Below are 23,620 nucleotides of genomic sequence, written 5' to 3' on the forward strand. Positions count from 1 at the left end.
CTTATTGTTGTTTGTTACGGTCTTTGAAAAATTTCATTGCTGTTTGACCTACTTTACCAGCAACAGTTGCTTTAGCCGTTGTTCGACCTAAACTGCCAACTCGCGAGACCAAGTTCTTTCCTGAACTATTCAATTCAGAGACGCTGGTACTTAAATCTGCTACTGCAGTAAAGAGCGGATCAATGGTCGCAACTTTGCCATTTACATCCTGCAGCAATTCATTGGTCTTAACCAACAATCCCTCCACTTCTTTTGAAAGGATATCTACGTCTTGGGTGATGACTCGAATCGTGGTATTGGCTTCTTCCACTGTTTTATCCACTTTGGTCATCGTTTTGCTTACTTGCATCAATAATCGTACAACAAAAACGACAAGTACGACGAATGCAATCGCAGCGATCAATGCTGCAATCTCTCCTCCTGTCATAAAATGTCTCCTTCCCCTTTTACTTATATTAAGAATAGCATTTCAAACGGCGTTCTACAAATAAAAGACTAGCGAATTTTGTTTTTTTACTAAAATCTATCCGCTTTCATACAAAACCAAAAAAATGCCGAACAACTTTGATTGATCGTCAGTTGTTCGGCAAGCGTTCTTTTTACTTGTTCTCTTTTGTTGGTTTTGGCTGGGTTGCTGTTTTTTCAGTTGGTGTTAATTCTTTACTCAATTCAATCAAGTATTCTTTTAGACTGTCTTTGACTTCTGGGTGTTTCAAGCCATATTCAATGCTTGTCTTCAAGAAACCAAATTTATCACCAACATCATACCGTTTACCAGTAAATTGGCGAGCAAATACGCGTTGTGTTTTATTCAACGTATCAATAGCATCAGTCAACTGAATCTCATTGCCGGCACCTGGTTTTTGATTAGCTAAGATATCAAAAATTTCTGGGGTCAACAAATAGCGGCCAATAATTGCCAAATCACTAGGCGCTTTGTCTGGAGCAGGTTTCTCCACAAAGTTCTTCACGTTGTATAATCCTTTATCAACTTGCATGCCAGGATCAATAATCCCATATTTTGATGTGTCTTCATGCGGAACATCCATCACAGCAATCGTTGAAGCATGCGTTGTTTCGTAATCATCGATCAATTGCTTCGTTAATGGGACTTCATCTTCCATCAAGTCGTCGCCAAGCATTACCACGAAGGGCTCATTTCCTACAAAGGCTCTTGCTTGTAGGACAGCATGCCCTAACCCTTTAGGATGTGATTGACGAATGAAGTGAAGATTAACATCTGTGGTTTCTTCGACCAATTTCAATAATTCAGTTTTGCCTTTTTCTTGCAGATTCATTTCTAGTTCTAAGTTTGCATCGAAATGGTCTTCAATTGGGCGTTTTGCTTTTCCGGTAACGATCAAAATATCTTCGATACCTGATTGTAAAGCTTCTTCAACAATAAATTGGATCGTTGGTTTATCAACGATCGGCAACATTTCCTTAGCCATTGCTTTTGTTGCCGGTAAAAAACGGGTTCCTAATCCTGCTGCTGGAATAACTGCTTTTTTTACATTCATTTGTCTCTCTCCTTATCGTTACTTTTCAAGCGTAAACTCGTTCTCTTCTTTGCCATCTCTCAGCATGATTTCTTTGGCTGCTTGTTCGATTGCTTTTCCTTCATAAAGAACAGAATAAATGGTTTCGGTGATCGGCATTTCAACACCTAAAGCTGCTGCCAGTTCTCGCGCTGCTTTTGTCGTCGATACACCTTCAACGATCATTCCCATGTTTTCTAATACTTCATCCAAACTGTGTCCTTTACCAAGTAAGTTTCCCGCACGCCAATTTCGTGAATGAACACTCGTACAAGTCACAATCAAATCACCAACACCACTCAAACCGATAAAGGTCAATGGATTGGCTCCCATAGCTACTCCTAGTCGGCTGATTTCAGCTAACCCGCGGGTCATGATCGCCGCTTTTGCGTCGTCTCCAAAGCCTAAACCAGCAATTGCTCCCGCACCGATTGCGATGATATTTTTTAATGCTGCACCAGTCTCAACCCCGATTACATCATTGTTCGTATAAATACGGAAATAGTCATTCATGAACAATTCCTGCACATATTTTGCTGATTCTTCATTTTCACTCGCTGCAGTAATGGTAGTAATATCATGGACAGCCACCTCTTCTGCATGAGAAGGCCCGGATAGCACAACAATATCTTGTCGTTTCTCTGTAGGAATCTCTTCTGCCAAAATTTCAGATATTCTCTTGTGACTTCCTTGCTCTAATCCTTTCGATGCATGGATGATCACGGGACGATTGGTTGCCTTTTCGGCAAACTCTTTAGCGACCGCCCGAATTGCTTTCGTCGGTACAACGAAAAGAATGGCATCTGCATCAATGATCGCTTCTTCAAGAGCCTTAACACCTAAAATATTTTCTGGTAGCTTCAAATCCGGCAGATAATGACGATTCGTATGGTACGTATTGATTTCATCGATTTGAGCTGGATTGTTGCCCCAAATTTTCACTTCATGACCATTCTCGGATAACACTTGCGCAAGCGCAGTCCCCCAAGAGCCAGGGCCTAATACGGCTATTTTTTGTTTCACGATGGAAACCTCCTCTGTTCATTTACAATAAAACTTCACTCAATCATTTTACCATAGTTGCCGAAAAATAACTGCTAGATTACATATTCATTTTCTCCATAGGAACGGTTGTAATCTTTTACTTTTGTTTTTTTACGGCGCCAGATCAAGACGATGATTGCACCAAAGAATAACACAGCTGATAAGACTTGCGATACTCGGATCGGTCCAAACAAGTACAAACTATCCGTTCTCATTCCTTCAATGAAGAAGCGTCCAAAACCGTACCAGATCAGATACCCTAGGAAGACTTCGCCTTCTTTTAAAAGTCCCTTTTTCTTACGGAGTAAGATCAAAACAATAAAACCTAAAACATTCCAGACAGATTCGTATAAGAATGTTGGTTGTCGATAAGCTCCATCGATATTCATATTATCAATAATAAAATTAGGTAGATGGAGACTTTCTAGAAAGGAACGGCTGACTTCTGCGCCGTGAGCTTCATGATTCATGAAATTCCCCCAACGTCCAATTCCTTGTGCCAACAACACGCTAGGTGCTGCAATATCCAAAAAGGTCACTGGTGAAATAAAATTGCGTCGGCAAAAGAAATACAGCCATATTCCTCCAGCGATCAAAGCCCCATAGATTGCCAATCCCCCAGAACGAGTATTGAAAATTTGAATTGGATCTTTCAAATAAGGTTCTAAATCAAATAGGACGTAATACAGTCTGCCCCCGATAATTGAAACTGGCAAGCCAATCAACATAAAGTCCGTTACATCATCGGCCTTCAATCCCACACGGACTGCTTCTCTCGTACTCAACCACATCGCAATGATGACACCGGAGACAATAATGATCGCATACCAATAGATCGGCAGACCGAACAACTCAAAAGCAACACGATTTACTAAAGCTAACATATAAACTGTTCCTCTCTAATTTCCAGAATTTTCTTCGATCAACTGTGTCAATCGATTCTCAAACGTTTGTGTCGCATCATAACCCATTGTTTTTGCCCGGAAATTCATGGCTGCAACTTCAATAATGATGGCGACATTTCGTCCGGTTTTTACTGGAATCTTGATTTGCGGGATATCTACTTCACCAATCTGAACAGTTGTATCATCCGTACCTAAGCGATCATATTTTTTATCTTTAGCCCACGCTTCAAGGTAAACTGCCAACTGCACTTGCATATAGCCTCTGACTGCACTGGCACCAAATAAGTTCATGACGTCGATAATTCCGATTCCGCGAATTTCAATTAGATGTTGGAGGATTTTGGGCGGTTCTCCCACCAGTGTCAGTTCATCTTGCTTATAAACATCTACTCGATCATCAGCAATCAGCCGGTGTCCACGCTTGATCAACTCTAATGCCGTCTCGCTTTTCCCGATGCCACTATCTCCTTGAATCAAGACACCTAATCCATAAACATCTACCAAAACTCCATGTACGCTTGTTCGAGCTGCTAATCGTCCATCTAAATAGCTCGAAAGTTCACCTAGCAATCGTGAAGTTGAAATAGGCGAACGCAAAATTGCGATATTGTGCTCTGCACAAGCTTGGATCATTTCCTCTGGGATAGCCAATCCTCTGGAAACAATGAATCCAGGTGTATCTTCTGAACACATTTTACGCAAGACCATCAACCGCTCTTCCGGCATCATTCGTTCAGCAAAAGTAATTTCTTTACTTCCAAATAGTTGTAATCGATCATGGGAATAATAATTGAAATAGCCGGTCAATTCCAACCCCGGTCGCGAAATATCCCCGGTGATGATTGTCCGTTCCAAACTTGTTTCATCCCCTTGGACGATCTCTAAGTTCAAAGCCTCAGCCAACTCATTGACCTTGACGGTTTCTGTCATAATAGTCCCTCTCTTCATCTCCATTGATTCTTCAGCTGCTTCTTTTTCGCAAACTGTTCCTCTCTATTTTATCATTCTATCTTAAAACTTACTACACGTGTTATTGGAACTACCTATTTCTTTTTATTTTATGCTATTATTTTTAAAGAGGAGGGATTTAATTGAAATTTTCAGACTATACTTACGTACGACCAGATTTTGATTCTTACAAACACAATTATTTGGAAGCGTTACACAACCTTGAGGAAGCAGCCAACCTTGAATCTGCAAAAACAGCCATCGATGAATTAAATTATTTGCGGGGAACGATCGACACGGCAGTCAACTTGGCTTCTATTCGACACTCAATTGATACGACGGATCCGTATTATGAAGCAGAAGATACATTTTGGAATGAGTACCAGCCTCATTTTGAATCACTGGATTTTCGTTTCTACCGTTGTCTACTCGCTTCACCGCTAGTGGAAGAATTAAAAACTATCTATCCAGAAACGTTCTTTTTATTTGCTGAAAGTCGCGTGAAGTTATTTGATGAATCACTGATCGAATTATTCCAAAAAGAGAATCAACTGACTTCTGATTATGGCAAATTGATTGCTTCCGCCCAGCTGGAGTTCCAAGGAGACAGCTATACCCTTGCACAACTACGCCCTTTTACTGAACACAAAAATCGTGAAATTCGTTTGGAAGCAATAAACATTCAAACAGCATTTTTTGCTGAAAATGAAACGAAATTCGACACAATTTATGATGAATTGATCAAAGTGCGTACAGAAATCGCCCATAAATTAGGCTTCGAAAATTATGTTGCTTTTGCAGATGTCCAAATGAACCGCTGGGATTATGATCGCAAAATGATCGAAACCTATCGAAAGGAAATTTTAGAAAAAGTTGTCCCAATCACTCAAAAGCTGTATGCCCGCCAAGCAAAACGTAATCAGCTATCAAAAGCCACTTTTGCGGATTTGCCATTGGTCTATCCGAACGGAAATGCAACACCGAAAGGCACCGCAAACGAATTAGTGGAGAAAGCCCGTACCATGTATCATGAACTGTCTCAAGAAACAGGTGAATTCTTTGACTTCATGGTTGATCATGAGCTCTTGGATCTTTTAAGCAAAAAAGGCAAGCAATCTGGGGGTTACTGTACCTTTATCCAGGAATATCACTCTCCTTTTATTTTTGCGAATTTCAACGGGACTGCTGCTGATGTAGATGTCTTGACTCATGAAGCTGGTCATGCATTTCAAGCGTTTCAGTCTCGTTGGATCAAAGAGCCAGAAATTCTTTTTCCAAATTTCGAGTCTTGTGAGATTCATTCCATGTCAATGGAATTTATCGCTTGGCCTTGGATGGATGCTTTTTTTGAAGAGGAAACTGCAAAGTACAAGTTCGCCCATCTGGCTAGCAGTCTACTATTTCTACCTTACGGCGTGTTAGTTGATCACTTCCAACAAGAAGTCTACGAAAATCCTGATTGGACTCCAGAGCAACGAAAAACTTGTTGGAGAGACCTGGAACGCCGCTATTGTCCAGAACGTGACTACAGTGAATTTCCTGATTTGGATCGCGGGCTTTACTGGTTTAGACAAGGACATATTTTTGAGTCACCCTTTTATTATATCGACTATACGTTAGCTCAAGTTTGTGCCTTTCAATTTTGGTATCGTTCGATCGTAGCCCAAGATCCTACTGCTTGGCAAGATTATTTGGCCATTTGTCAAGTCGGCGGTACACAAACATTTCTTGAAATTCTCGAAACAGCTCACTTACGTTCGCCCTTTGAAAAAGGTGCGTTAGATGATACTCTGAAGGCTGTTGATGATTACCTAGAGAATGTTTCCGAAGAACAACTAAAATAGACCACACAATCCACGGAACGAACGAATCATCATTGATTTGTTCGTTCCATTTTTCATTGCAGTCCTTTAAATAAACGACATGCAGTCACGAACTAGTCAACCAGGTACGTTAAAAGAATAGTCAGCTCTTTTTTTGCCAGCTGCTAGGACTAACTTACTAAGGACCAACAAAAAAGCAACGAATACTCGCTGCTTTCTTGCTTGGCTATTGAGCCAATTTTATAAGCTTATTCGTTCGCTTTTTTCTTTCTTCTAAAGAAGAAGGTAACAACAAGACCAATGAATGCAATCCCCACTAATGGATAAACTTGATTGTCACTCGAACCAGTTTTTGGCAAAACTCGCTGTTGACGATCTTTAGCAGTTGCTTTGATCAGTTTACTTCCATCATTTGACTTTGGATCAACTGGTTTAGTTTGATCATTGTTGTTAGATTTTTTTCCATCGTCGGTTGCTGGTTGTTTTTCGATCACTTGAATCGTAGCCGTTGCCGTAACAGTCAATTGTTTGGTTGTCCCAAATATGCGCTCAAACAGCGCTGGATTTGCTACTTTCTCATTTGAAACAACAGAATAGTTCACCTGATAAGTACCGACCTTCCTGGTATCAACAGATCCTTCAATAAGAAGTCGTTCAATTGATAGGGTATTGCCCTCACGATCAGTTGCTGAGACAAAATTGTTCTTAGCCTCCCATTGATCGCCTACATACACTACTGAGTCCTTAACAACTACGCTTGTTTGATCTGCTAAAACTGTGATCGTAGCTATTGCTTCAACTTTACCATTGCGGTAGCTGATTTCATATTTGCCAGGTGTCGTAGTATCGACATCCCCTGTTATATCCAATTCAGCTACTGACAACGTTTTTCCCTCTTTATCCGTCGCAGAGACAAAGTTATCTTCTGCCTGCCATGTGTCTCCTACGTAGAGCGTACTATCTTTGGCTACCACGGTTGCTTGATCAGACACGACGGTGATCGTTGCCACTGACTCGGCGTTTCCATTTTTGTAGGTCACTTGATAACTACCTGCTTTTGAAGTATCAACATCGCCGCTAACAGTTACTTCTGAAAATGTTACGTTATTGCCTTGTTTGTCCGTCGCAGAAACAAAGTTGTCCTCAGCTTGCCATGTGTCTCCTACGTATAATGTGCTGTCTTTTGCTTTGACGCTTGTTTGATCTGCTAAAACTGTGATCGTAGCTATTGCTTCAACTTTACCATTGCGGTAGCTGACTTCATATTTTCCGGGTGTCGTAGTGTCTACCGTACCTGTGACGGTTACATTAGCGAGTGATACTGCTTTTCCGTCTTTATCTGTGACGGATACAAAATTGTCTTCCGCCTGCCAAGAATCTCCCACATAGAGCGTACTATCTTTGGCTACCACGGTTGCTTGATCAGACACGACGGTGATCGTTGCCACTGCCTTAGCTGTTCCATTGGTATAAGTCACTTGATAACTACCTACTTTTGATGTATCAACATCGCCGCTAATGGTTACTTTTGAAAATGTTACGTTATTGCCTTGTTTGTCCGACGCAGAGACAAAGTTGTCCTCGGCTTGCCATGTGTCTCCTACGTATAATGTGCTGTCTTTTACTGAAATACTGGATAAATCTTTTTCTGGTGTGATTCCAATAGATATCTGGTTACCCGTTCGATTGACTTTTACATCCATACCAGATTGAATATCTTCTGGAACAACATATCCTTCAGGAACTTTTGAAACGTATACCTTGTATTTACCTGTATAAATATCTGTCAACTGTGACTCGCCTACTTGATCAGTGGTGGTGTTGATCACAGTTCCAGTCAACTGATTGATTAACATTAATGAAACTCCAGCAATCTTTTTTGTCGGCCTTTCTGTATCAAAGACATCAAGTAAAGCAGACGTTTTATAGATAATCCCTTCCGAATCACCTGCTGAAAATTGCAGATTTGCGATAGTGGATGTCGCGGTGCGCTTTGCTTCGGACAATGTATCAATCGTCTCGGATGAAATGGTGGCTGATGCAGAAATTTGACCAGCGTTTTGAGAAAGGACGGTATAGCTGATCTCCACGTTCTCCTTAAGCACATAGTTTGCAAAAACCAGCTGAATCTCACCATTAACTTTCTCTACTTTATAACTATCATCAGGAACATTTGAGATTCTGATGGAGTTTGGATCGATTTCTCCATTGGTGTTGCCAATAGATTTTAAGCTGAACGTTGGATTTACAACTTTCTTTGTTCCATCATCAATGTTTTTCGTTTTCACAGTGACTTGGGTTACGTTTTTTGCGCTAGTAACTGTCCTTTGACTAATATCGATAATGTCTGTTGCGGTATTAGAGACAGTGACCGTCGATGACCCTTGTTGATTACCATACAGTGGTTCTTTAGCAAATCCCGGTATCAGAATTGATTTCGTTTCCTGCCAACCATTTGCATAATGATAGGCAATGATGTATCTGTGATCAGTTGTCCCAAAATCGAACGTATAATAATTCGTCGCTTCATCATGCGTGATGGTAGGGTAATTCGGATCTGATTCTTTCATGACTTGCGTATTGTATTGCCCCCGAGCCCAGTATTGAGGATAAATCCCTTCCACTTGATCATTGGAGACATCGATAATGGAAAATACGACATCTGTATTCATTGGTACATGTGTTTCTACCTTCAGATCTTTGATGGTATCTTGCCGGGCATTAACTAAAAATTGATTTTTGCTTCCTTGCAACGTTTGTTCTGAATAGTTTTTTCTTCCAGTGGTAACTGTTGTATTGACAGTATCCAAGCCATCCGCTGAGATACTAATCGGAATTTTATCTACTGGGATCCGCGTTGTAGAAGCGAGACTGTCTGGCACATAATTAAATCCAATGTCAAATTGAATTGAACGATTGATTGGCGTAATAAAAGTAACTAAGGACCCTCCCTCAACCTTCTCGATACGGTAATCTTGATCGATCTTGTAATAATAGTTCACTTCTGGAACTTTTCTAAGTGTCAAATAATCTGGATGTTCGACGAAGATTTTAAGATTTTCGACAGGTTGTGTTGTGCTTCCTTCAACGTTGACTGAAGTATCATTTGAATAGGCACCATTTTGGTTGTAGTTCCCCCAAGCTGTCTCAGCTGAATTAGGATATAAAACTGAGATTGGTTGTACATAATCATCCCCAATCACTTTGAATTTTTCATTGGGAATCAAAGGAGTCGTGACATTCATGACGATGTCTTTTTGATCAAAAGGAACCGTAAGATGAATCATGGAAAATGCTAGGTTACTGTCTTTGGTTGCCGTCAAGGTCAACATGCCGTTAGAATTTTCGACTTTAAAGTATTCATCTAAAGGTACATTTTGATAAAAAGCATCATTGACCATTAGTTGCTTCACTGTAAGTTCCTGTCCATTTTCAGCGGATATCGTTATCTGCTGTCCTTTTTTCATTTCAGTTGGCATGCCATGTAATGTTAAATAGTAGGATCCCTTTTCATTGGAATATAAATTTCCACCGGCAACAGCTGTATAATACCTTGATGAAATTTCTTTTTCAGTTTGACTTGTTTTTGCCACAAAAGAAATTCCACGGTACTCCCCAGCCGATGGTTCAAGATTTACTGATCCAAAACCGGTGGTTGGATAGTTTTTGTAATAAGAATACTGATGGTAACTAATTTCAGATATGCTCATCGTGAATTGATAGACAACACCATAAGCCTTTTGCTGATCCATTTGTTTGATCTCAACTGCTGTATTTTGTAAGTCATTAGCTGTAATTGTATAATCTGTGCCAGCGGCTAGCTCCGTTTGCGTTTCTGGCGTGATATTCCCTTTGATATCTACATCATAGCTATAAACCTTTAGTGGTTGCGATTCTATTTTTTTGAAAACTGCTCCTGGGGTGTCAATAAGTTGCAAAGAGAGTGTTTCCGTTCCCGAGAGCTTGCGGTCTAAATTATAATACACTGTACCATCTAGACCAAAAATGTTTTTTTGTTGCTCGTACTTCAATGATTCGACATCTTCATAAAGATCGATCGCATAACTGGTTTTATTTAGATCATCAATTGTCACTTTGATTTGCGGGGTACTTTCTGAATAAAGATAACTCTTTAATTCAAGGGAAAATGTTGCATCGTGGATAGCTTGATTAAAAGTGATCGTTACTTGACGATTGGCACTGTCTACTTGCCAAGTCGCATCGATGCCTTGAATCGTCCCTTGATTATCGGTAAATCCAAGGGTGTCCGGCAAACTAAAAACAACAGTTGTTCCAGCTAAGTAATCTTCGTCAATGATTTCAAAATCCAATTTTAGTTTAACTGGTGTATTATTTAGCACTCTTGTTTCCTGTGTTTGGCTGTACTCTTCATCAGCCATCGTAAGCAGTGTTCCTTTCTTTAAAAGTTCTTGCGCCTTTATTTGTCGATTGGAACGAGAAGCATTTTCTTCTTTCTTAACTATTTTGGGATCAGTAGAAGATTTGTTGGTTTCAGTTTCTGCAACACTAGAATCTTTTATACCTGATGTTTCCTCACTTTGATCCACTTCGTTCTCTTCACTGGAAGAAGTATCAACTTCTTCTTGACTACTAGCACTTGAAGTGAATGAGGAAGCTTCTTTTTCAGATGAAGCCAAGATAGGATCTTTTTCTTTGTCTATTTTACTAATTGTTTCAGCTGGCTGATCAGCCTCAGATGTTTCAGCAATCACCAGTATTGGCGTTGTGATCTGAGTAAGACTCAATGCAATAACAACCATACTTTGTTCTATTTTTTTAGTGATTTTCTTCATTATTCTCCTCCAATTTATATATGTATTTTTAATCAATCGCTTTTCTTATTTTCTTACCCACTTCTAATTCTTCACCGCTAAAAAAAGAAAGAATGTTGTTTGTTCGATCAATTTTCCTGATTTGTCCTGTATTGATAATGTAGGATTTAAACACTTTATAATAAGCGGGTAGGTCCAATTGCTTGATGACTTTCAAGGACATCTCAATGTATTCGATCGACTTCTTTTGGTGAAGAACGATTTGGTTGCGCTCTTCTTTGACCGTTGTGATATAGTTGATTGATTCTGCATCCATAACGATCAATTCTCGTTTGTTTTCAAGCTTTAATAAGTGCTTTTTGCCTAATAATGATTGCTTTATTTCTATTGCTTCAATTAATAAGTTTCTTAGTTGGTGTTTAAACGCTTCTTTTGTATCAATGATCCCTAATGGGCACAGGAGGTTCATTTTTTTCATCTGTATCTTTGAAGCATCTATTCCATAAAAAGCTATTTGACATTTTTTACATTGGCTTCTCAATCTTCCTGCTAATTGAAAACCTCGATCATATCCTTTCATATCAGTGGAAAATAAGAATAAATCATTGATATCGGTAAGGTGTTCATTAATAAAACGCTCAAATTGGTCCGGCAGGAAAATTTCTACTGAAGCACACGGAAGTTGGCATTCTTGGATCGCTTTTTTTAGCCACTCTCCATTAAAAAAATTATCATCTACTACATAAACAGCAAAGTTGCTTAAATTTGCAGACATCTAAGTTCTCCTTTTTTACATCATTTTTAATTGTATTATTAATCAAAAATGCCCGCTTGCACTTTCAAGCGCATTAAAAGAACCTTTGTGCAAAAATTCAGCTGTATTTAAGAACAATATAACTATTCACTTAGTTAGTAGTAGTGGATATTCAGCAAGAATTGTTTCCGTAGATTTTAGAATGGTACTCTAGCGTGGGCGGCTTAACTGCTTAGACTATTCGTTTTAGTGAATAGCTATTAGTCAAAAAAGTGGTGCGATGATACTGCTCGTATTCCCATCGATCCCCTTCATAAAATACTACTTCTATCAATATTTATCACTGCGAAACAATAACAAATGAAACTAATAGACACGAGTATTTTCACAGATTCTTCTACTCAATTTAACATGACACAGCTAGATGAACATGACAAAAAATGGTTATTTCGAAGAAATAATTGGCGGATTTGTCTTTCTTTTATAAAAAATTACAAAAAAAGATGTTTTGCTTTTCTTATTATTACAGTTTGTTTGTTCACATTGTTCTTTAATATTAAACAACAAAAACATCCACACGTTCTTTCAACATAGCTAGCTATGTATCAGAAACGTGTGGATGTTTTATTTTGTATATTTTTCGATATGGTGTTCAGTCACAATCATATTGATCACTGACATAATCAAAGCAACCAGAATCGCTGCACCAAATGAGGAAAAGCCAAAGTTAGCAGCTCCTACAAAAGTTGAAGTCAAATTCAGCATTAAAGCATTGATGACAAAACTGAAAAGCCCAAATGTCAACAGCGTTAATGGAAATGAGATGATACTCAAGATTGGTTTGATCAACGCATTTAAAATAGAGAGAACAAAGCTGGCTACTAATGCCATCATGATGCTACGTACATGGACCATGTTTGGCAGCAATACTGCCAGAGCAACAAAGGTGAGTGTATTCATTATCAGTCGTTGAAAGTAGGACATTAGAAGTCACTCCAGTCCTCATCCTCGACTTTATCTGCTTCTTTGCGCGGACGATTTGTTTCTTTGTTGTTCGCTTTGTAGTACTGATTGTCGTGTCCATATCCACCAGAGCTTTTGCGTCCAGAAGGGATCAAGATCGCCATGATGACATAAAGGGTGATCCCAGGGAAACCAGCTGTCACTAATGATAGAAAGACATAGATCACACGGATGATCGTTGGATCGATTCCTAAGTATTCTGCTAAACCTCCCAGAGTACCTGTAATCACTACATTATTGGTTGATTTCGTTAATCGTTTGTTCATTTACCTTCACCTTCCTTCTGACAATCTATCTATAGATCTGATGGAATCAGATTATTGTTCTGTGTCTTTGATAAAGACATTCCCAGTCGTTGTTGAAAGATCGACTTGTGCTACTTTATCAGCTACGCGGCGGAATTGCAATAATTGGTTCATACGTTCTTTTTTCTCACGCACGATTTCAAAATTGCTCAGCCGTTGATTGATACTTCCTAAGCTGGTTTTTGCCAAGCCTTCAAATCCAACTGATTGTGGTAATGCTACTTTGACATTTCCGTTGACTGAGCTAGCATTTAATTTTTGTAGTCGGTCTTCTTTGTAAGTGATTCGGATATTACCGTTCACTAGAGAAATTCCAGTATTTTGTGGTGTCGCGGTAAGAGTAACATCCCCATTGACAGTTTCAATGATAGCATCAAGGATATCTCCATCTTGAACCAAGATATTTCCATTGACACCTTCAATCTCCAACATCGTAGCATCTACTTTGCGGAAATCGATCGTACCGTTGGTTGATTTCGTATAAACATCTCTTGCCACCAATTCGTCAAATGTTACATTCCCGTTCAACAATTTCACTGCAACATGATCATAGGTACGTGTCGGCAGATAGAAAACCAGATCAGCGCGGATACGCTTGTTTGGAATTTGGAATGAAATGCGTTCATCGTCGACATCAATTTGGCTTCGTGCATCAAAAGCATCGAAAGGTGTTGCAGCATCCATTTTACCATAGAGTTTGATTTTAGCATCCACTTTCACACCCGGTTGATCCCACAAGCGGAATTCAACATTTCCGTTTGCTAGTTTCACATCGATCAATGTTGCTTCTGTTTCAGCATATTCAAAGGTATGTTCAAATTTCGTTGCTGCTACTCCTGGAACTTTCAGATTGATATCTTTCCATTCCATGTTGTCATTCACTGATTCTGAAACAGCACGAACTGTTTTTTTCAAGAATTGTCCAAATTGAGTACCTGCATCAACCATTTTTTCACTGACTTGAGTAAATGTATCAGAGGCTTGTTCTTTCCAGTCATCTGGAATATCAAGTTTTTGGCTGATTTTTTCTTTTGTTTGTGACCATTGGTCTTTGCGAATATTTTTCAACTTCGCATCCAATGTCGCTTTTTCTTCGCTCAAACTATCTAATGAATCTTCTAGAGAAGCGATTGTCGCTTCCGTCTCTTGCCGTGTTGCAAGTTCTTCTTCAGATAATTGATCCAATTCCTCTTTTGTGTTCAATTGCATGAGGACTTCTTGTGCTTCTTTCAGTTCCTCTTTTACACCTTGAATTTCTACATTGATCTCATCTAATTCAGCAGAAGCTTGGTTTGCCTCAGTTGCCAATCCGTCCAAGATTTTTTCAAGATTTTCTTTATCTTGTGCTTCATTTTGACGAAGTTTTTCTTCACCATCAAAAGAAGCTTCTTCTTTCTCGTGGGCTTCTTCAACTTCTTCAAAAAAGTCATTATTTGTCTTATCAGCGGATACTTCAGCTGCAGCTTTGTTGATTTGATTCTCGTCTTTGGCTTTTGCCATTCCTTCCAGCAAATCCAATGCTTCTTCTGTAGAAAGCACACCTTTTTTCACTAAATCCAATACACGTTCTCTTTCGTTCATGGAAATTGCCTCCTTCAGCAAATTTTTGTTTGCAAGTTTAGCTTACGAACCTATTATGCCTGTTTTTCCGCAAACTGTCATAGGTCTTAAGTACCAAGTTTTTATCAATCCGAAGTTCTTTCAATAAAAGAGTAATTGTTCTGCTTGAAATCAGAGAAGATGATTCTTTGTGAAAGGAAAACTTGTGCTTATCAGCTTTATCTAAAAAACTACAAAAAAACTGTACTACAGAAGAACCGAATAGCGCAAGAATAACCTCACACGTTTTCCAATAGTTTATCCATGATCCCAGATCAATGATACGCTATTTTTCATCTCTCTTCTTACAGTACAGTCCGTACAATAATAATATACATTCATGTGAAAGCTGATGAGCTAAATCTATATTTTGAACAAAGATATGCTCACTACATCAGCTCAGAACGATTACTATTTAACTCACTGATCTTACCAGTAGCCAAATAAACGATCCATTCGCAAATATTTGTGACATAATCACCAATCCGCTCGAGATATTGGGCCACAGAAAGATAATCCGTACCACTGACAACTGTCTCAGGATTGGCTTTCATGCTATCGATCGTTTTATAATAGATATCTCGATAGTAATCATTTACCCGCTCATCCATTTGTGCAATCATCCGGGCATCTTCTTGGTCCGTTTTTACATAAGCGACCAAAACATTGTCCACCATTTTTTTGACATAGTCAGACATATCGGAAATTTCTTTCTCAATCTCTGCAATTCGGGTCTCGCCTTTAACACGAATCGTTGACTTTGCGATAGATACCGCGTGATCTCCCATTCGTTCCAAATCGGAACTAGCTTTCATCACAGTGATGATCATTCGCAAATCAGTCGTTACAGGTTGTTGCAAGGCAATCATTTCGAAACTTTTCTTCTCAAGTCGAACTTCCATATTGTTGATTGCTTCATCGTTTTCTATTACTTCTTGAGCGATCTCTTTATCATGCTTCACATAAGCACGAACAGATTTATGGATCGCACTACTTACAAGCATCCCCATTTCATAAAATTGATTGTGAAGATTCAGTAATTCTTCTTCAAATTGTGTACGCAACATTGCTTTTTCCTCCTAACCAAATCTTCCTGAAATATAGTCTTCTGTTTCTTTCTCCCTCGGACTCAAGAATACTTTCTTGGTATCATTGAATTCGATCAAGTTGCCATCTAAGAAGAAGGCTGTTTTGTCAGAGATTCTTGAAGCTTGAGACATGTTATGAGTCACAATGATCATTGTGTATCGTTCTTTTAGTGTCAAAAGGGTATTTTCGATTTTACCTGATGAAATAGGATCCAACGCACTGGTTGGTTCATCTAATAAAATGATTTCCGGATCGACAGCCAATACTCGGGCAATACAAACCCGCTGTTGCTGGCCGCCAGACAAAGAAAGCGCACTTTGATGAAGCTTATCTTTGACATCATCCCATACTGAGGCAGCTTTCAAGCTTTCTTCCACGGTTTTATCGAGAATCTCTTTGTCTTTGACACCCTTTAATTTTAACCCATAAATAACGTTTTCGTAAATCGAAAAGGGAAATGGATTCGGTTGTTGGAAAACCATACCGATTTCTTTCCGTAAATCTACTGTATCTTGTTGCGGACTGTAGATGTCTTTTCCTTTATATACGACACTCCCTGTGATCGTGACACCAGGAATCAAATCATTCATCCGATTCAACGAACGAAGATAAGTCGACTTGCCGCAGCCGGAAGGACCGATCATTGCAGTAATTTCTCCTTTATTGATGGAAAGATCGATTCCTTTTAGTGCTTCTTTTTTTCCATAATATAAATGCAGATCTTTTGATGTGATAATTTCTTCTGCCATTTCTTAGCCTCCGTTTACTGATCGGATCAGATTAGCCAAAGTGACCTGATACATAATCTTCTGTTGCTTGGATTTTAGGACGCGTGAATATTTTTCGTGTGTGATCATATTCAATTGCATTTCCCAAGTAAAAGAACGCGGTATAGTCACTGATCCGTGCAGCTTGCTGCATGTTGTGCGTCACGATAATAATCGAATAATCTTGCTTTAAGTTGACCAATGTTTCTTCAACCGTTCCGGTAGAGATTGGATCTAGCGCACTCGCTGGTTCATCCAAAAGTAAAATATCCGGCTTCATAGCGATGGCACGAGCAATACACAGACGTTGTTGTTGCCCCCCGGACAATGCTAAAGCACTTTTATCCAGGCTGTCTTTGACTTGATCCCACAGAGCGGCTTGTTTCAAACTTGTTTCAACGATCTCGTCTAATTTCTTCTTGTTCTTTTCACCATGACGACGCAAAGCAAATGCGATATTGTCATAAATTGATTTACTGAAAGGATTTGGACGTTGAAAAACCATGCCAATCCGTTTGCGCATTTCATAGACATCGACTTCTTTCGTATTGACATCGACACCCTTGTACATAATTTGACCCGTTACTTTCGTATTCGCAATACCATCGTTCATGCGATTCAATGAACGAAGATAGGTCGATTTCCCACAACCAGAAGGTCCAATCAATGCGGTAATTTTGTTTTTTTCAAATTGCAGATCGATTCCTTTGATCGCTTCATTCGTTCCATACCATACGTGCAGATCATTTGTATAAAGAGCGACGTCTTCTGGTCGATCAAAGGTAATGATATTGCGTTCTTCCCAATTATAATCATTCATACAGTGATTCTCCTTATGCTGACGTCATTTTCTTATACAATCGTTTACCGATTGCACGAGCGCCAAAGTTAAACAATAGAACAGCGATGATCAGGACAGCTGAAGCGCCAGCTGAAACTTGGATTCCATCAGGCATCGTTCCTTCTGTATTGATTTTCCAAATATGGACAGCCAATGTTTCCGCTTGTCGGAAAATGCTGATCGGGCTGGAAACACTCAGCGGGTTCCAATTTGAAAAGTCTAACGCTGGCGCACTCTGACCTGCGGTGTAAATCAATGCTGCGGCTTCCCCGAAAATACGTCCTGAACTTAGGATCACACCAGTCAATATCCCTGGTGTTGCTTCAGGAACGATGATTCGCATGACTGTTTCCCAGCGTGACAATCCAAGCGACAACCCAGCTTCACGCTGTGTATAGTGGATGGCTTGCAATGATTCTTCTACATTTCTTGTTAGTAATGGTAAATTGAAAAACGTTAGTGCTAGGGCTCCTGAAATAATCGAGAATCCGTAACCGAATTGGATAACGAAGACTAAAAAACCAAAAAGACCGACTACAACTGAAGGCAACGAACTAAGAATCTCAATCGATGTTCTCACTACATCTGTAAACCAATTCTTTTTCGCATATTCGGATAAATAGATCCCGGCACCTAATGAAATCGGGAAACTAATGATCATTGTAACCAATAAAAGATACAATGAGTTGAATAGCTGAATCCCAATCCCACCACCTTCTTGATAAGCTTTGGAAGGTGAGGTCAAAAATTCCCAACTGATATGAGGAATCCCTCGTACTAAGATATAAAGCAATAAAGAAGCCAAAATCAAAACAATGATTCCTGCTACAGCATAAAGCACACCAGTCGCAATTTTATCTGAGCGTTTTGCATTCATTATTTCAACGCTCCTTTCTTACCAATCAATCGAATCACAATATTGAACAATAAAGACATTAATAATAAGATCAGCGCTAATGACCATAGCACGTTATTTTCAACAGTCCCCATGATCGTATTTCCGATTCCCATCGTTAGAATCGATGTCAATGTTGAAGCAGGTGTCACCAAGCTAGACGGCATCAATGCCGCATTCCCGATCACCATTTGGATGGCCAATGCTTCACCAAATGCCCGAGCCATTCCAAAGACGACTGCTGTTAAAATCCCTGGAACTGCTGCCCGCAAAACAACTTTGTAAATCGTTTGCCATCTTGTTGCTCCAAGAGCAAGTGAGGCTTCGCGATAGTGTCTTGGGACTGCTCGCAACGCATCGACAGTCATTGTCGTCACAGTTGGCAAGATCATGATAAACAGAACAAATGTCCCTGCCAGAATCCCAAAACCAGTACCGCCAAAAACAGAACGGACCGCTGGAACAATCACGGATAGTCCGATAAATCCGTAAACAACGGATGGGATCCCCACTAGTAACTCGATAACTGGCTGCAAAATCTTTTCACCGTTGCGAGGGGAAACTTCTACCATAAAGACAGCTGCACCAATCGCAAATGGTGTTGCGATAATCGCTGATAAGAAAGTTACCACAAATGAGCCGACGATCATCGGCAATGCGCCGACAAGCGGCTGTCCATCTGGACCAACAGCACTAGGGTTCCATTGTGTACCAAACAAGAAATCAAACACATTTACTTTATCAACGAAAAACGTGGCAAGCCCACGACTTGCTACAAAATAAAAAATTGAGATCACAACCAAAACGATCAATGCGATACAAAGAAAACTAATGAGCTTTCCCCGCTGCTCCATTTTTGCTCGCTTAGATTTTTTCGTTAACACTTCTTTTACATTTTCCACGAGGGATTCCTCCTCAAAAATCAAACTAAATTCACAAATATTAGTTTATCGCTCGAACATCAATTTCTGTTAAACCTTTTGTAAATTTTTCGGCAACATTGTAAATTTTGTGTAAAGGTTACTTGATGACATTTCCTTCCCAATCACGTTCAACTTGCATTCTTGAAATAGGAATATAACCAAGATCCCCAACAATGTGCTCTTGAACTTCATCCGAAAGGATATACTCTAGGAATTCTGCTGTCAGTGCTGTAGGTTCTCCCTTCGTATACATGTGTTCATACGCCCAGACTTTCCAGTCATTTGTCGTCACATTTTCGTCTGTCGGTGCTACGCCATCAATAGAAAGAACATTGACATCATCCGTCACATAAGAGAATGCAACGTAACTGATAGCTCCCGGCGTATCCGAAACAATCGAACGGACCATTCCACTTGAATCTTGTTCTTGCGATGGGATTGCTGTTTCTCCATCCATGATCCATTTTTCGAAGGTTCCTCTTGTTCCGCTTCCTGCCGCACGGTTCAATAGAACGATTTTTTGATCATTCCCCCCTACTTCTTTCCAGTTGGTAATTTCGCCTAGAAAAATCTTTCGTAAATTTTCTGTAGAGATATCAGATACACCGACATTTTTATTTACAATAGGAGTGATTCCTACTACAGCTACTTTATGATCCACAAGTGCTTTAGCATCGATACCAGACTTTTCTTCTGCAAACAGATCTGAGTTGCCGATATCTACAGCACCTGCTTGAACTTGGCTCAATCCTGTACCACTACCGCCACCTTGAACATTAATAAATCTGCCTGGGTTTTCATTTTGGAATTCTTCTGCCACAGTCTCTACTAACGGCTGTAATGCGGATGAGCCGACAGCGGTGATCGATTCCCCTTGATCGATCCATTTTGCACATCCTGATAATAGAATGACCAAGCCTAAAACTGGTCCCAAAAATTTCAATTTTTTCATGATAACGCTCCTTGTTCTCTCCAAAGTTAAATACAATTATTTCCATTTTACCATTTTATGGAATTGTTGAAAATTATTATTTGCTAATATTTCTCACTCCTGACAAAAATTTACTCCATTTCCTACAATCACTTACAGAAAATAACTAAAAGTAAAAAAGTAAAAATTTTTTTCAATTAGTAAAAAGAAGTATATTGTCAATTCTTACTGTGCTATACTGGATAAGAAAACAATTATTAAAAGAACATAATAACCTTTCTTGCTTCCCCAATCAAGAATAGCCCCAAATTATGTTCGACGTTTTCGTGATTTCATCAACATTTCCCCAAATGTATGTTGAATCAAAACGGCGGCAGAAGTGGTCATTTATGTACCAGCTTCTGCCGTCTTTTTTTGTCCAAAATAACGGATTATTGTGTTTTATCCAGGTTATCTAACCATTGTGTGAGTTTCTCAGCGATCTGTTGTTGTTGTTCCTCATTTGAAATCGAGGCAGCTCCGTCACCACGCTGTGAGCCGTAACTACCAAAACCAGCGTGATTGCCTCCTGAGATTGTTTCGAAAATAGCTGAATCCGGCAAATAGGTTTTTGCTGCTTGATAATTCCCTTGATTCAATACCTCGTCATTGCTAGCAGTGAGAGAAAGCACAGGCAAATTAGTCTCTGCTAAACTGCCTTTTTCATCTGGATAACTCGCTAAGAAAAAGACTCCCTTTAACCCATTCTTTTGACTAGCGGCATAACGGCTTGCAATCACGCCACCCAATGAATGCCCGCCAATCACATAGCCACTATGTGGAAATTCGTTTAAAATATTCTCTGCTCGATTTCCCCCAAGGACCGCCATATCAAAGGGCATCTTGACGATTGCAACCGAGTATCCTTTTTCAGACACCTCTTTTGCCCAAATACTGTAACTTTCTGCATCTACTAGTGCTCCCGGATAAAAAACAACGAGTGGTTTTTCAGGGTCTCCAGAGAAATAAAGCGCATCTCGTTTCTCTTGCCCTTTTGAAAGAGCTGCTTGAGCGGCTTCACTTGCCGGATAGTGTAATTTTTGCCAGCCCAACCATCCACCTGCACCGATCAGCAGTAGGCCGATCACTAGACCAAGTAGTATTTTTTGATATTTTTTCATTTTCCATCCTCCAAAATCAACAAAATGGAACCGCCTGAACCAAGCAGTCGCTTCTTAACTAGTTTGAAGGGAGCGGCACTTGCGTTCGCGTTTCCATTTTGTGGGTAACTTCTTTCAAGTATTTACTGATGAGCCAAGGCTAACAATTCACGCGCATGCTCTACTGTCAGTTCTGTGATTTCTGCTCCTGATAACATACGAGCAATCTCAGTCACTCGTTCTTCATAGGATAACTGACGAACTCGAGTCTCCGTCCGTCCTTCTTGGATCGCTTTTTCAATAAAATATTGATAATCAGCTACTGCGGCTACTTGCGGCAAATGAGTGATACACAATACTTGGGAATTCAACGCAATTTTTGAGATCTTTTCAGCAATTGCTTGCGCCACGCGGCCACTGACTCCGGTATCTACTTCGTCAAAAACAATACTCGTGATCCCTTGTTTCCGTGAAAAAATCGATTTCAATGCTAATAAGATACGAGACAGCTCACCCCCAGATGCTACCCGAACCAACGGCTTCATGCCTTCCCCAGGATTGGTCGTGAGATAAAAAGCCACACTATCAAATCCAGTAGCTGTCAACTGCTTGCCATTTGCAAAGCGAACTTCAAACTGTGCATGTTCCATATAGAGGTCGTTCAATTCTTGCACAATTTCTTTTTCTAATCGATGTGCGATTTCTCGCCGCTTGACATGGAGTTGTTCAGCAAGAGCCCAAACAGCATCGGCCTTAGCTGTCAATTGCTCTTCTAACTGTTCCAGCTGGCCTTCAGTATAGGCAGATTCAGAGATCTCCTTACTAATTTCTTCATAATAAGCTAGGATGACGGAGATGGACTCGCCGTATTTGCGCTTCAATTGACGAATCGTTTCCAGTCGGTTGATAACTTCTTCTAGACGTCCTTCATCAAGTTCAAGGTTATCTAATTGTCGTGAAATATCAGAAGCAGCATCCTGCAACAAATAATAAGCGCTCTGGATCGTTTCAGTGATTTTTTCATAGGCTTGATCTAAGTGGGCGATAGATTGGATCTCGGACAGTGCCACACTCACACCGTCGACACTGCTCATTTCTTCTGAAGAGAGCGCACCATAACTTTGCCCCAGTGCATCGACGATTTTCTGATAGTTGGTTAACTTCTCACGTTCTTCGATCAGATTTTCTTCTTCGCCCTCGATTAATTCAGCCTGTGCGATTTCTTCTTGTTGGAATCGCAGCATATCCATCCGTTGAACATATAATTGTTCATTTTCCTGAATATTGCGAACCTGTTTTTCTAAATTGCGGTATTCCTGATAGGCATCCTGATAGTGCAGCAGTTCTTCTTTGAAACCATCATCGCCAAACCCATCTACCAAGCTAAGATGCCTTTCCGGCTGTAATAACTCTTGATGTTCGTTTTGTCCTTGAATATCAACTAAAAAAAGACCAATCTTTCGCAGATTTGCCAAGGTGACCGTACGTCCATTGACACGACAGATTGTTTTTCCTGCTTGTGTGATATCCCGTTGGACGATCAGCACATCTTCTTGATCAATGCCTAATTCTTCTGTCAGTTCTTGAAACTCAGACTGCTGCGGCCATTCAAAAAGGCCTTCCAGTCGGCATTTCTCTGCTCCTTGACGCAAGTAGTCAGTAGATCCGCGTCCGCCGGCTAACAAGCCCATCGCATCAATAATGATTGATTTCCCGGCACCTGTTTCACCTGTCAAAGCTGTCATTCCTTCATGAAAAGAAAGGTGTAAGTGGGAAATAATTGCGAAATTTTGAATGGTCAACTCTAAAAGCATGGATTGCCTCCTCTACATAAATCGTTGAAAATCTTTAAACAAAGTTTCTGCATCTGCTTCTGTTTTAGTGATCATCAATACATTGTCATCATCATTTAAGGTACCAAACAGTTCCTTTGCATATTGTTTATCGATCAAATTTGCCAAAGCGGAAGCATTTCCCGGCAATGTGCGTAAAATAACGAATTTATCCATTCGATCAACAGAAACAAAGGCAGCTTTCAAAATCTTTTCTAATTTGGCAATGACATCTTCTGACGTTTCTTGAGGAATGCTGTAGCGGTAGCCACCTTTTTGTGAAGGGACTTTGACTAGCTTCATTTCTTTGATATCGCGGGAAATTGTCGCTTGTGTGACCGACACCCCTTTTTCCTGAAGCAATTCGACAAATTCTTCCTGTTTTTGAATATCTTGCTCACTAAGCAATCGTGTTATCAAACGATGACGCTCTTTTTTTCTCATCTCTCGTTCCTCCTGATTGAATTCCTA

The 23,620-nt window shown here is 39.9% G+C and carries 20 protein-coding genes; 1 reads left to right on the forward strand and 19 read right to left on the reverse strand.

What is annotated here, in order from left to right; all coding sequences use genetic code 11:
• Window position 1: 1 nt before the first annotated feature.
• The 5 genes from EGX73_RS14605 to hprK form a co-directional block, all read right to left on the reverse strand.
• Window positions 2–427 (reverse strand): DUF948 domain-containing protein, encoded by a 426-nt coding sequence (locus EGX73_RS14605; RefSeq protein WP_003126235.1) that lies wholly within the window; start codon window positions 425–427, stop codon window positions 2–4.
• 172 nt (window positions 428–599) lie between these two features.
• Window positions 600–1,520 (reverse strand): UTP--glucose-1-phosphate uridylyltransferase GalU, encoded by a 921-nt coding sequence (gene galU, locus EGX73_RS14610; RefSeq protein ID WP_003126234.1) that lies wholly within the window; start codon window positions 1,518–1,520, stop codon window positions 600–602.
• A gap of 18 nt (window positions 1,521–1,538) precedes the next feature.
• Entirely contained in the window at window positions 1,539–2,561 is a 1,023-nt protein-coding gene (locus EGX73_RS14615; RefSeq protein ID WP_003126232.1) for an NAD(P)H-dependent glycerol-3-phosphate dehydrogenase, read from the reverse strand.
• A gap of 74 nt (window positions 2,562–2,635) precedes the next feature.
• The gene (gene lgt, locus EGX73_RS14620) at window positions 2,636–3,466 is read right to left on the reverse strand and encodes a prolipoprotein diacylglyceryl transferase (RefSeq protein ID WP_003126231.1); all 831 of its coding nucleotides are present in this window, start codon (window positions 3,464–3,466) and stop codon (window positions 2,636–2,638) included.
• A 15-nt stretch (window positions 3,467–3,481) separates the two neighbouring features.
• Window positions 3,482–4,417 (reverse strand): HPr(Ser) kinase/phosphatase, encoded by a 936-nt coding sequence (hprK, locus tag EGX73_RS14625; RefSeq protein WP_003126230.1) that lies wholly within the window; start codon window positions 4,415–4,417, stop codon window positions 3,482–3,484.
• A gap of 161 nt (window positions 4,418–4,578) precedes the next feature.
• Here hprK and EGX73_RS14630 point away from each other — a divergent pair, with 161 nt between their 5' ends.
• Entirely contained in the window at window positions 4,579–6,279 is a 1,701-nt protein-coding gene (locus EGX73_RS14630) for a M3 family oligoendopeptidase (RefSeq protein WP_123867035.1), read from the forward strand.
• A 227-nt stretch (window positions 6,280–6,506) separates the two neighbouring features.
• Here the strand turns inward: EGX73_RS14630 and EGX73_RS16405 are convergent, their stop codons facing one another.
• The 14 genes from EGX73_RS16405 to argR all read right to left on the reverse strand — a co-directional run bounded on the left by EGX73_RS16405 (window position 6,507) and on the right by argR (window position 23,593).
• Complete coding sequence (locus tag EGX73_RS16405) at window positions 6,507–11,072, reverse strand: bacterial Ig-like domain-containing protein (protein WP_005471174.1); 4,566 nt, start codon at window positions 11,070–11,072, stop codon at window positions 6,507–6,509.
• Window positions 11,073–11,100: 28 nt separating this feature from the next.
• Window positions 11,101–11,826: a LytTR family transcriptional regulator DNA-binding domain-containing protein gene (locus EGX73_RS14640; protein WP_003126227.1), complete on the reverse strand. Its 726-nt coding sequence runs from the start codon at window positions 11,824–11,826 to the stop codon at window positions 11,101–11,103.
• A 603-nt stretch (window positions 11,827–12,429) separates the two neighbouring features.
• Window positions 12,430–12,789, reverse strand: coding sequence for a phage holin family protein (locus EGX73_RS14645; protein WP_003126225.1), 360 nt, complete (start codon window positions 12,787–12,789; stop codon window positions 12,430–12,432).
• Entirely contained in the window at window positions 12,789–13,094 is a 306-nt protein-coding gene (locus EGX73_RS14650; protein WP_003126224.1) for a PspC domain-containing protein, read from the reverse strand. The genes EGX73_RS14645 and EGX73_RS14650 overlap by 1 nt, the downstream gene beginning before the upstream one ends.
• A 51-nt stretch (window positions 13,095–13,145) precedes the next feature.
• Window positions 13,146–14,714, reverse strand: coding sequence for a daptomycin-sensing surface protein LiaX (gene liaX / locus EGX73_RS14655; RefSeq protein ID WP_005471173.1), 1,569 nt, complete (start codon window positions 14,712–14,714; stop codon window positions 13,146–13,148).
• A 407-nt stretch (window positions 14,715–15,121) separates the two neighbouring features.
• On the reverse strand, window positions 15,122–15,799 hold the full coding sequence (gene phoU, locus EGX73_RS14660; RefSeq protein WP_003126222.1) for a phosphate signaling complex protein PhoU: 678 nt from the start codon (window positions 15,797–15,799) through the stop codon (window positions 15,122–15,124).
• Between the two features lie 12 nt (window positions 15,800–15,811).
• Window positions 15,812–16,570: a phosphate ABC transporter ATP-binding protein PstB gene (gene pstB / locus EGX73_RS14665; RefSeq protein WP_003126221.1), complete on the reverse strand. Its 759-nt coding sequence runs from the start codon at window positions 16,568–16,570 to the stop codon at window positions 15,812–15,814.
• 31 nt (window positions 16,571–16,601) lie between these two features.
• Complete coding sequence (gene pstB, locus EGX73_RS14670) at window positions 16,602–17,408, reverse strand: phosphate ABC transporter ATP-binding protein PstB (RefSeq protein WP_003126219.1); 807 nt, start codon at window positions 17,406–17,408, stop codon at window positions 16,602–16,604.
• A 13-nt stretch (window positions 17,409–17,421) separates the two neighbouring features.
• The gene (gene pstA, locus EGX73_RS14675; RefSeq protein ID WP_003126218.1) at window positions 17,422–18,306 is read right to left on the reverse strand and encodes a phosphate ABC transporter permease PstA; all 885 of its coding nucleotides are present in this window, start codon (window positions 18,304–18,306) and stop codon (window positions 17,422–17,424) included.
• Entirely contained in the window at window positions 18,306–19,226 is a 921-nt protein-coding gene (gene pstC, locus EGX73_RS14680) for a phosphate ABC transporter permease subunit PstC (protein WP_003126217.1), read from the reverse strand. The genes pstA and pstC overlap by 1 nt, the downstream gene beginning before the upstream one ends.
• Before the next feature lie 118 nt (window positions 19,227–19,344).
• Window positions 19,345–20,199: a phosphate ABC transporter substrate-binding protein PstS gene (locus EGX73_RS14685; protein ID WP_003126216.1), complete on the reverse strand. Its 855-nt coding sequence runs from the start codon at window positions 20,197–20,199 to the stop codon at window positions 19,345–19,347.
• 410 nt (window positions 20,200–20,609) lie between these two features.
• Window positions 20,610–21,338, reverse strand: coding sequence for an alpha/beta hydrolase (locus EGX73_RS14690; protein WP_003126214.1), 729 nt, complete (start codon window positions 21,336–21,338; stop codon window positions 20,610–20,612).
• A 122-nt stretch (window positions 21,339–21,460) separates the two neighbouring features.
• On the reverse strand, window positions 21,461–23,131 hold the full coding sequence (gene recN / locus EGX73_RS14695) for a DNA repair protein RecN (protein ID WP_003126213.1): 1,671 nt from the start codon (window positions 23,129–23,131) through the stop codon (window positions 21,461–21,463).
• A 12-nt stretch (window positions 23,132–23,143) separates the two neighbouring features.
• The gene (gene argR / locus EGX73_RS14700) at window positions 23,144–23,593 is read right to left on the reverse strand and encodes an arginine repressor (protein WP_003126212.1); all 450 of its coding nucleotides are present in this window, start codon (window positions 23,591–23,593) and stop codon (window positions 23,144–23,146) included.
• Between the last annotated feature and the right edge of the window lie 27 nt (window positions 23,594–23,620).

This window comes from Enterococcus sp. FDAARGOS_553 (assembly GCF_003812305.1).
GTDB classification, from domain to species: Bacteria; Bacillota; Bacilli; order Lactobacillales; family Enterococcaceae; genus Enterococcus_D; species Enterococcus_D gallinarum.

Bases quoted from the DNA above. Each gene is read 5' to 3' on its own strand.
- EGX73_RS16405 (WP_005471174.1), bottom strand. From the start codon at position 11,072: ATGAAGAAAATCACTAAAAAAATAGAACAAAGTATGGTTGTTATTGCA.
- liaX (WP_005471173.1), bottom strand. From the start codon at position 14,714: ATGAACGAAAGAGAACGTGTATTGGATTTAGTGAAAAAAGGTGTGCTT.
- galU (WP_003126234.1), bottom strand. From the start codon at position 1,520: ATGAATGTAAAAAAAGCAGTTATTCCAGCAGCAGGATTAGGAACCCGT.
- EGX73_RS14640 (WP_003126227.1), bottom strand. From the start codon at position 11,826: ATGTCTGCAAATTTAAGCAACTTTGCTGTTTATGTAGTAGATGATAAT.
- pstB (WP_003126221.1), bottom strand. From the start codon at position 16,570: ATGGCAGAAGAAATTATCACATCAAAAGATCTGCATTTATATTATGGA.
- pstB (WP_003126219.1), bottom strand. From the start codon at position 17,408: ATGAATGATTATAATTGGGAAGAACGCAATATCATTACCTTTGATCGA.
- pstA (WP_003126218.1), bottom strand. From the start codon at position 18,306: ATGAATGCAAAACGCTCAGATAAAATTGCGACTGGTGTGCTTTATGCT.
- lgt (WP_003126231.1), bottom strand. From the start codon at position 3,466: ATGTTAGCTTTAGTAAATCGTGTTGCTTTTGAGTTGTTCGGTCTGCCG.
- EGX73_RS14685 (WP_003126216.1), bottom strand. From the start codon at position 20,199: ATGAAAAAATTGAAATTTTTGGGACCAGTTTTAGGCTTGGTCATTCTA.
- argR (WP_003126212.1), bottom strand. From the start codon at position 23,593: ATGAGAAAAAAAGAGCGTCATCGTTTGATAACACGATTGCTTAGTGAG.
- EGX73_RS14645 (WP_003126225.1), bottom strand. From the start codon at position 12,789: ATGTCCTACTTTCAACGACTGATAATGAATACACTCACCTTTGTTGCT.
- EGX73_RS14650 (WP_003126224.1), bottom strand. From the start codon at position 13,094: ATGAACAAACGATTAACGAAATCAACCAATAATGTAGTGATTACAGGT.
- phoU (WP_003126222.1), bottom strand. From the start codon at position 15,799: ATGTTGCGTACACAATTTGAAGAAGAATTACTGAATCTTCACAATCAA.
- EGX73_RS14690 (WP_003126214.1), bottom strand. From the start codon at position 21,338: ATGAAAAAATATCAAAAAATACTACTTGGTCTAGTGATCGGCCTACTG.
- EGX73_RS14605 (WP_003126235.1), bottom strand. From the start codon at position 427: ATGACAGGAGGAGAGATTGCAGCATTGATCGCTGCGATTGCATTCGTC.
- recN (WP_003126213.1), bottom strand. From the start codon at position 23,131: ATGCTTTTAGAGTTGACCATTCAAAATTTCGCAATTATTTCCCACTTA.
- hprK (WP_003126230.1), bottom strand. From the start codon at position 4,417: ATGACAGAAACCGTCAAGGTCAATGAGTTGGCTGAGGCTTTGAACTTA.